The organism is Stutzerimonas stutzeri, assembly GCF_013522825.1.
GTDB classification, from domain to species: Bacteria; Pseudomonadota; Gammaproteobacteria; order Pseudomonadales; family Pseudomonadaceae; genus Stutzerimonas; species Stutzerimonas stutzeri_AK.
Genome location: NZ_JAAMQZ010000085.1, coordinates 1 through 2597, shown reverse-complemented (window position 1 = coordinate 2597; position 2597 = coordinate 1). Strand labels below are relative to the sequence as shown.

Sequence of the window (2597 nt, the reverse complement as noted above, 5' to 3'; positions counted from 1 at the left end):
GGTTGAGTGGCCGGATGGCCGTGGAATCAGTGGCCGGATGCGCGTGGAATGGGTGGCCGGATCAGCGTGGAATCGGTGGTCAGATGCTCATGGAATGGGTGGCCAGATGACCGTGGAATCCGCAGTCATGCAACGCTTCAGCTTCGTTTCTATTTAGGACAAGTGCCAGTCGCTCTGCCTTGGAGCCGTTCTCATGGAACGGCGCTGGGGCGGTGGCGCTCTGTGGGTCATACACCGCCTGGCGTGCATCCACAACGCAGTCACCTTCCAGGAAGCCAAAGCGTACGACGTTTGCTGCACATACTTGCAGGCTGTGCTGTTGCTTGGGCGAGGGATGTAGAGATGGATGAGACAGTCCGTGGGTATAGCGGAATTGCAGGCTGCGATCAATGGCATGGGGCTCTAGCGTGAAGCCTTCCAAAGCCGACCTCAGGCGAAGAATCGACTCTGCGGTGCTGTCTACATAGGTCGTGAGGTTAACCGTTCCACCCAGGCGCGCTATCGCTGTAGCGCCTCGACCGCCCGAGCCGAAGAGTTCCTGCCATGTGGGGCACATGCACTGTTCGTAGTAAACCCCGCCAACGACGTTGATCATTAAGTCACTCCTGCTTGACCGGAGAGATCTTGAGCGCAATCTGGCCACCCACTTTGGACGTGACAAGCGCGCGGTACTGCGTACCGTTTTGAATGCAGGCGATCAGCCGAATCGCTTTCGGGGATGCGATACCTCCTGCAACGTGTCCATTCCAGACAGCAAGGGCGGAAAGTTCACTGCCTGCGACGCCTACTGTCATTTGCAGGGTGTCGCCGACTTTGATCTGCTCAACCACATCGGCCTTCGGAGAAGCAAGGTGAGTCTGAAGGTAGAGCCTGTCACAGGCGGTCTCTGTCGGAGCTCCCGCTATGTAGTCCCGGAAAAGCTTGCCATCTGAACCTGACATTACGTTCCCCAATATCCCTATGTGAAACAACGCAGCTAATCTTGGCGTCAAACCGATGGCTGTTGACAGCGGGATGACTAATGCTAGAGTGCCAGCACTCTAACCCTGCCGGCTCCAATTTGCCAATAGGCTACCGAAAGCTGTTGGCCTTACGCTCAGGGCTCAAGCATGCCAAGTTCAGCGGTGAACGCTAGCATGGCTCAGTTCGTGCTAACACAGGGCAGTGTTTGCTGATGTCGAAAATCCTCGATTTTGAGATTAAGAACTACAAAGGCATAGTCAGTACGCGCATTGAGCTCTCAGGCAAGAGTGATACGCCGATTGTGATGCTGATCGGCCTAAACGAAAGTGGTAAAACTACCATTCTCGAAGCGATATCGCAGTTCGTCAGCAGCGATAAGTCGGTCTCCAGTCTCTACGAATTCAGTCCTGAGAATAACGAAGAGTTCACCTTCATTCCCGCCAGCCAGAAGGGCTCGTTCAAGGGAACCGTTTCTGTCGCTGCCACGGTGCAGCTGGACGAAGACGAAATAACTGCGATCGAGAAGATGGCAGAAGAATTCGGGCTTTTAGTCGACAGAGAGGCTTTGGGCAAAAAGTTTCGGATCACCAAAGAAATCAGCTTTGCGAAGAATCCGAAAGGCGAAAGCACGGGCAGCCTCGGCTTGGAGCTAAATGCCAAACGGCCAAGGGAAGCTGAGTTTGAGCCTTATGCGCACCCTGATAAACCTGACGAGGATTTGTGGGAGCGGGTCGCCGAGCTGGTGGTTGAGGGTGTGCCAACGGTCGCCTACTTTCCAACATTCCTGATCAATGTGCCTGAGGAAATTGAACTGGCCCCGTTTCAAGGGGAAAGTTATGAGCAACGGCACTATCGGGAGATCCTAGCAAAGATCATAGCGTCTACAAGTCAAGATGTAGACGAACATATCAACAGGCGCATTGCGCAGTACCGTGAGAAAAATGGCCCTCAATGGCTCGATACCTTTTATCGAAGCCATGAAAAGAATCAGATCGACGCAGTGTTCAAGAAGGTCTCGCAAGCGCTGACAACTGAGGTCATAGGTGGCTGGCAGCGTGTGTTTTCGCGCGAGACGACAGCAAGACGAATCGAACTGCAGTGGTCTGTTACGGGGGCTGACACACCCACGGCAATGGTTTCATTTGCTGTGAGCAATGGAGACTCCGATTACAAAGTCAGTGAGCGTTCGATTGGTTTCAGATGGTTTTTCACCTTCCTGCTACTGACACAGTTCAAGGGTGAAAGCAGCAAGCAAAAGACAATTTATGTGTTCGATGAACCTGCCGCCAACTTGCACAGCCGTGCGCAAGCTGAGCTGTTAAAATATTTTGATCAGATGGTCGGCAGTGGAGACAAAATCATCTACTCCACCCACAGTCATCATATGGTCGATCCGAGGTGGCTCTCAGGCGCTTACATCGTTGAGAACCAGTCAGCCAAGCATGATGAAGCAGACGGATATGATCTGGAGTTCCTGCCGGCAAAAATCGCCGCGATCAAGTACAAACAGTCCTGAATTCATAGAATAAGCGCAACGCTTGAAACGAGAGGCAGAGAGCCAGCCACCGGTAGAATCCAGGCTCTCACACCGAAGGATTCAAGCGCAGATGACTACGCATTACCGGCAGCTGACT

Annotated in this window: 3 protein-coding genes; 1 reads left to right on the top strand and 2 read right to left on the bottom strand. The window is 53.1% G+C overall.

Features of this window, described 5'->3' with window-relative positions; genetic code table 11:
* Positions 1-79 precede the first annotated feature (79 nt).
* Both G7020_RS23640 and G7020_RS23635 read right to left on the bottom strand, forming a co-directional pair.
* Positions 80-595, bottom strand: a complete 516-nt coding sequence (locus G7020_RS23640; RefSeq protein WP_181087209.1) for a hypothetical protein — start codon at positions 593-595, stop codon at positions 80-82.
* Between the two features lie 4 nt (positions 596-599).
* Positions 600-941, bottom strand: coding sequence for a hypothetical protein (locus G7020_RS23635; protein ID WP_063613477.1), 342 nt, complete (start codon positions 939-941; stop codon positions 600-602).
* A 233-nt stretch (positions 942-1174) separates the two neighbouring features.
* Here G7020_RS23635 and G7020_RS23630 point away from each other — a divergent pair, with 233 nt between their 5' ends.
* Positions 1175-2479 carry an AAA family ATPase gene (locus tag G7020_RS23630; RefSeq protein ID WP_181087208.1) on the top strand — a complete coding sequence of 435 codons (1305 nt, stop codon included), beginning with the start codon at positions 1175-1177 and terminating at the stop codon, positions 2477-2479.
* Positions 2480-2597: the final 118 nt, after the last annotated feature.

Excerpts from the sequence above, each read along its gene's own strand:
- G7020_RS23640 (WP_181087209.1), bottom strand. The coding sequence starts at position 595 with ATGATCAACGTCGTTGGCGGGGTTTACTACGAACAGTGCATGTGCCCC.
- G7020_RS23635 (WP_063613477.1), bottom strand. The coding sequence starts at position 941 with ATGTCAGGTTCAGATGGCAAGCTTTTCCGGGACTACATAGCGGGAGCT.
- G7020_RS23630 (WP_181087208.1), top strand. The coding sequence starts at position 1,175 with ATGTCGAAAATCCTCGATTTTGAGATTAAGAACTACAAAGGCATAGTC.